Below are 5,872 nucleotides of genomic sequence, written 5' to 3'. Positions count from 1 at the left end.
CTTCATCTGAAAGTCCAGTCTCGTCTCATTGGCCCCCAGGCCAAGCGCACCTCTTAACGATCCCGAACGCAATTGCTGTAGCGTGAGGGTCACAGCGTGCTTCTGAAGGCGCGCTGGACATGTCTGGAAATTAATCCGCAATCACAGTGTGTTGATGGAACTTTCCGATTTGCAAGAAGAGCCCGACCGACTACACACGAGCCGACCTTCGCGCATCGCCTTGCCACGCAATGCCGCGAATGATGTCATCACCGGATGAGGGAGATCGTTGATGCGTGACGTGTTCTATGCGGCGCTGGCCGCAGCCGGCCTCGTGGTCGCAGTCCATGCCCCGGCTCACGCCGTCGGAGTCCGGCACGCATTCTGCCTGCAGGGTGATCAGCACCCCGGCTTGAGCAACTGCACGTTCGACACCTACGCGCAGTGCCAGGCGACGGCGTCGGGACGCCTGCTGACGTGCATCGCCAATCCCTATTTCGCCGGTGTCAGCAACGACCCGCGCGCGACGCCGTACCCCTATTCGCACCGCCAGCGCATCAAGCCGCGTCCGCCGGCGCCGAATCCCTACGCGCCCTTCCCCAATCCGTTCGTGTTCGAAGAGGATTGAGCGCACTTCGATCGAGACGGCAGCATGCCTGTCGTTCGATCTCTGCCGTGCAGATCCCTGCCGTTCGATCCCTGCGAAGCAGCGGGATTCGCGATCGAAACGTTCGTCGAGGCCGAAACCCCGACGAACGTCGTTCTACCGTATCGGCCAGTCGTCAGTGCATCATGCCGAGGCCGAATCCGGGACCGAACTTGTAGTTCAGCCTCACCAGACCGATATCGACATCCTGCTTGATGCGATGGGTCATCGCGGGCTGGCCCGCGGCCGCAGCGACGAAGTTCAGGTTCTTGTTGCCAAGGAAGATGTGGTCGTACTCGACGCCGACGGACCAATTCGGCGCGAAGCCGTATTCGAGACCGGCGCCGACCGTGCCGCCCCAGCGCGTCGTGTTGGCGCGGTCGAGCATGACATTGGTGTTGGTCGTAAAGGTGTCGTAGCGATCACCGACGACCGCAGCACCACCCTTGAGGTAGAGGAGAATGTTGTCGAAGGCATAGCCGACCTGGCCGGTGAACAGGCCGAAGCCGTTGGTGCGCGAGCGGTCGCTGACATTGGGCAGGATCAGGTTGCGATTGGTGCCCTTGAAGTTGGCCCAGTCGCCCTGCGCCTCGACGCCGAACACCCAGTTGGCCATCTGATAGCGGTAGCCGATCTGGCCACCGACTGCGGCGCCGCCGCCGCCGGAGCAGCCCTCGCGATTCGCCGCGGGATTCACCGCAACGCCGGCGTTCGAGACCAGATTCCAGCAGTCCCGGCTGGAGCCGCCGCCGGCGTTGAAGCCGACATAGAAGCCACCCCAATCATAAACCGTCGCCATCACCGCCGGCGGAGCCTTGGTGTAAGGTCCCTTCTTGACTGGAAGATCAGCCGCGAAAGCAGACGACGCGACAGCCGTTGCGCCGAGCCCCACCGCTGCCCCGAAAAGCGTTTTCATCATCGAACTCCGTAGCTTCTGTCCCAAGGTCCCCAAACCCTCTGTTCCGTCGCCAAACATGCAGATCGACGCAGCGCTCATGCCCTTTGCATCTGCGTCGTCGACATCACCTGATGGACGGACTGAAGCGGTTCTTTTCGGCTTTTATGGGATTTGGCGCAAACGCCTGTTTTTGAAGCTTTTCGCGATTTTCGGAACTAACAACTAACAAGATATGTGGAGGAGTCGTGACCGCTGTCCATCGTCCGCCACAATGCGGCGGCCAGGAAGGCGCGGCGGAGACTCTCTCCGTCACGAAACCCACGCGATTGCGCCTCAGTCGTGGAGTCCCATCCGCGGCACGACCTCTTTGCGAATGCTTAGCATCATCATGCGCAAAGCAGACAAATCTATGATCACTGCAACTTGTTTCAGTAGACCACTGACCGCACGACCGTCCGCGACCGGCGGTCGCTACGTGTAGTAGATCGCAAGCTTCAGCGCGGGATCGTCATTGGCCTGGAACGTCGCATAGCGGAGCTTCACGCGTCCCTTCTTCGGATGGTCGAGCAGCTTCTCGCCCGCAGCGAGCGCGTTGACATCGTGAGCGGCCCAGAGCTCGTCGAATTCGCGGCTGCCGTCGCGCAGGCGGGCGAGCAGTTCGGCGAAGGCGGGATCGCCCGCCCACAAATCGTAGGTCGCGCGAAACTGCGCGACCATTCGTCGGGCCAATTCCTTCCACTGCGCGCCGAACAGCTTGCGGACGCCGGGCGTGCACAGCATCAGCAGCAGCGTGTTGCGATCGGCGTCCGCGAGCCGCGAGAAGCCGAAGATCTCGTCCGCCGGGTCGTTCCAGGCCAGCACGTCCCACCGCCGTCCCGAGATGTAGGCCGGCTGGTTCAGGCTCTGCACGAGATCACGAAGTCCTTGCGGAACTTGCTCCCGCACGAACGGCTTGCGCGTCGGTCCGCGCACCAGCGCCTTGAGGTGAGCATGCTCGGTTCGGGTGAGGCGCAAGGCGCGCGCCAAGGCGTCGATGGTCGAGGACGACGGCTTCACCGCACGCCCCTGCTCGAGTCGAATGTACCAGTCGACACCGATGCCGGCGAGTTCGGCCACTTCCTCGCGGCGCAATCCCGCGGCGCGACGCCGCCGGCCGGCCGGCAGCCCGACGGCTTGCGGAGTCAGCTTCTCCCGCCGCGAGCGCAGGAAGCTTCCGAGCGCGGCATGTCTTGGATCGCTCATCTTGGATCGCTCATCTTGGATCACCCACGCGTGCAGTCCTGCCGACAACGAGGTTCCAGGCTGGGCCTGTGCTATCCTAGGATAATACCAGGCCTTCCTGCCCGCAGCATAGCCGGGCACTTTCGGTCTCCGCCACCCAGGGAATGGAGAGAGATCATGAAGGCTGCCGTACTGAAGCGTTTTGGATCGCCCTTGGAGATCGGAGAGGTCGAGGATCCCGTGCTCGGCACCGGCGAGGTCATCGTCGACATCGTCGCGGCCGGCGTGCTGTCCTACGCGAACGAGGTGTTCAGCGGCGAGCGCAAATATTTGCTGGAGCTGCCGGTCATTCCCGGAACGAGCGGCATCGGCCGGGTCAGCGCTGTCGGCCCCGATGCGACGCATCTTGCGATCGGCGACTGGGTGTTCTGCGATCCGACGGTGCGCTCGCGTGACAATGCGCTCGCCCCCGACATCACGCTGCAGGGCCTCAGCGCGCGCGGCCAGGGCGGCCTGAAGCTGCAACGGCATTTCCGGCACGGCTCGTTCGCCGAGCGAATCCGGCTGCCGACGGAGAACGCCAAGCCGATCGGCGTGATCGATGCGGATGACGCCGCGCGCTGGTGCGCGCTCGGCACCCTGCTCGTGCCCTATGGCGGCTTCCTGGCCGCCCATCTGCAACCGGGCGAGACCGTACTGGTCAGCGGCGCCACCGGCCGGTTCGGCAGCGCGGCGGTCGCGGTGGCGCTCGCGATGGGGGCAGCCGCGGTCGTCGCGCCCGGCCGCAACGAGACCATGCTCGCCGAACTGCAGCGCAGGTTCGGCGCGCGCGTCCATCCGGTCAGGCTGTCGGGCAACGAAAGCGAGGACACAGAGCGCATGAAGCGCGCCGCACCCGGCCCGATCGACTGCGTGCTCGACATCATGCCGCCTTCGGTGACGACCAGCGTCGTCCGCTCGGCTGTGATGACGGTGCGTCCCTATGGGCGCGTGGTGCTGATGGGCGGCGTCGGCATGCTGGGCGGCCCCGGGCTTGACCTGCCCTACCCCTGGATCATGCGTGACTGCATCACCATCCACGGCGTCTGGATGTGTCCGCCAACCGCCACCGTGACAATGGTCGGGCTGATCCGGGGCGGACTGCTCGACCTCGCGCAGTTCGAGCCGACCTGTTTCGATCTCGATCACGCCAACGAGGCCGTCGCTCACGCCGCCGCGCATCACGCGCCGTTCAAGATGACGGTGATCACGCCCTGAGCAGGGCCAAGCCTCAGTCCAGCTCGACGACTTTGCCGGCGACGATGGAGACGCGCCGGTCCATGCGGCCGGCCAGCTCCATGTTGTGGGTCGCGATCAGCATCGCGACCCGCGTCGCCTTGGTGAGCTGCATCAGGGCGTGGAAGACATGCTCCGCGGTGCCCGGATCGAGGTTGCCGGTCGGCTCGTCGGCCAGCAGCGCGCGCGGCGCATTGGCGACTGCGCGGGCGATCGCGACGCGCTGCTGCTCGCCGCCGGACAGCTCGGCCGGACGGTGCTTGATGCGATCGCCAAGCCCGAGATAAGCGAGAATCTCGCTCGCCCGCTTCACCGTCTCGGAACGCTTCAGGCCGCGGATCATCTGCGGCAGCATGACGTTCTCGAGCGCCGTGAACTCCGGCAGCAGCCGGTGCGACTGGTAGACGAAGCCGATGTCGGTGCGGCGCATCTGGGTGCGCTCGATGTCGGTCAGCTGCGAGGTCGGCGTGCCCCCGACATAGACCTCGCCCTCGTCGGGGCTCTCCAGCAGACCCGCGATATGCAGCAATGTCGACTTGCCCGAGCCCGACGGCGCCACCAGCGCCACCGACTGGCCGGCCCACAGCGCGAGCTTGGCGCCGTCCAGGATCGTCAGCTGCTTCTCGCCCTGCATGTAGCGGCGTTTGATCTCATGGAGATAAACGACCGGTACATCCTCCGCCCCCTGCTCGTCCATCAGCGCCTCACTCGTAGCGAAGCGCTTCGACCGGGTCTAATCGGGCCGCGCGCCAGGAGGGATAGAGCGTGGCCAGGAACGACAGGGTCAGGGCCATGATGACGACCGCGCTGGTCTCACCGGCATCGATCTCGGCCGGCAGCTTCGACAGGAAGTACAGCGTCGGATCGAACAGGTCGGTGTTGGTCAGCCAGGACAGGAACAGGCGAATGGTCTCGATGTTCAAGCAGATCAGGAGGCCGACGAAGAAACCGGTGAGCGTGCCGACCACGCCGATCGAGGCTCCGGTGATCAGGAAGATGCGCATGATCGCGCCCTGCGACGCGCCCATCGTCCGGAGCACGGCGATGTCCTGCCCCTTGTCCTTGACCAGCATGATCAGCCCCGAGACGATGTTGAGCGCCGCCACCAGCACGATCAACGTCAGGATCAGGAACATCACGTTGCGCTCGACCTGCAACGCGTTGAAGAAGGTGGAGTTGCGCTGGCGCCAGTCGACCAGGAACACGGGCCGGCCCGCCGCTTCGGTCACCGTCTTACGGAACTGCTCCACCTTGTCCGGATTGCTGGTGAAGATCTCGATCGCGGTGACGTCGTTGTTGCGGTTGAAATACGCCTGAGCCTCCGCCAGCGGCATGAACACGAAGCTCGAGTCGTACTCGGACATGCCGATCTCGAACACCGCCGCCACCTTGTAGGGCTTGATGCGCGGCGTGGTCCCCATCGGCGTCACGGCGCCCTTCGGCGCGACCAGCGTGATGCTGTCGCCGGCATGCAGCGAGAGCAGATCGGCGAGGCGCCGGCCGATGGCGACGCCCTGGCCCTCGTCGAAGCCCTCGAGCGTCCCCTGCTTGATGTTCTTGGCGATCGAGGTGAGGTTCGTCAGGTCCTGCGAGCGGATGCCGCGGATGAAGACGCCCGAGGCATTGAACGGCGACGAGCCCAGGCCCTGGCCATCGACCACCGGCGCGGCGAGCCGGATGCCCTGGACCTGCGAGATCCGCTCGGACACGTCCTTCCAGTCGGTCAGCGGCGATTCCAGCGGCTGCACCAGCAGGTGGCCGTTGAGGCCGAGGATCTTGTCGAGCAGCTCCTTGCGGAAGCCGTTCATGACCGCCATCACGATGATCAGCGTGGCGACGCCGAGCATGATGCC

The 5,872-nt window shown here is 64.9% G+C and carries 6 protein-coding genes; 2 read left to right on the top strand and 4 right to left on the bottom strand.

What is annotated here, in order from left to right:
• The first annotated feature begins 271 nt into the window (after positions 1-271).
• Positions 272-607 (top strand): DUF3551 domain-containing protein, encoded by a 336-nt coding sequence (locus tag BRAS3809_RS18345; protein WP_008963579.1) that lies wholly within the window; start codon positions 272-274, stop codon positions 605-607.
• Between the two features lie 154 nt (positions 608-761).
• On the opposite strand, the gene BRAS3809_RS18340 is transcribed toward BRAS3809_RS18345, so the two are convergent.
• Positions 762-1,544, bottom strand: coding sequence for an outer membrane protein (locus BRAS3809_RS18340; RefSeq protein ID WP_008963578.1), 783 nt, complete (start codon positions 1,542-1,544; stop codon positions 762-764).
• A gap of 450 nt (positions 1,545-1,994) precedes the next feature.
• On the bottom strand, positions 1,995-2,765 hold the full coding sequence (locus BRAS3809_RS18335; RefSeq protein WP_008963577.1) for a helix-turn-helix transcriptional regulator: 771 nt from the start codon (positions 2,763-2,765) through the stop codon (positions 1,995-1,997).
• Between the two features lie 156 nt (positions 2,766-2,921).
• On the opposite strand from BRAS3809_RS18335, the gene BRAS3809_RS18330 reads away from it, so the two are divergent.
• A complete protein-coding gene (locus tag BRAS3809_RS18330) occupies positions 2,922-4,001 on the top strand; it encodes an alcohol dehydrogenase catalytic domain-containing protein (protein ID WP_035656735.1) in 1,080 nt (359 codons plus the stop codon).
• A gap of 13 nt (positions 4,002-4,014) precedes the next feature.
• Here BRAS3809_RS18330 and BRAS3809_RS18325 read toward each other — a convergent pair whose 3' ends face one another.
• Both BRAS3809_RS18325 and BRAS3809_RS18320 read right to left on the bottom strand, forming a co-directional pair.
• Complete coding sequence (locus tag BRAS3809_RS18325) at positions 4,015-4,716, bottom strand: ABC transporter ATP-binding protein (RefSeq protein ID WP_008963575.1); 702 nt, start codon at positions 4,714-4,716, stop codon at positions 4,015-4,017.
• Positions 4,717-4,723: 7 nt separating this feature from the next.
• On the bottom strand, positions 4,724-5,872 hold a 1,149-nt coding region (locus BRAS3809_RS18320), incomplete at its 5' end, for a lipoprotein-releasing ABC transporter permease subunit (protein ID WP_035656733.1).

The organism is Bradyrhizobium sp. STM 3809 (assembly GCF_000239795.1).
In the GTDB taxonomy this organism is placed as follows: domain Bacteria; phylum Pseudomonadota; class Alphaproteobacteria; order Rhizobiales; family Xanthobacteraceae; genus Bradyrhizobium.
Note: the sequence above shows the minus strand (reverse complement) of the source record. Positions and strands in the feature narration are given on the sequence as shown.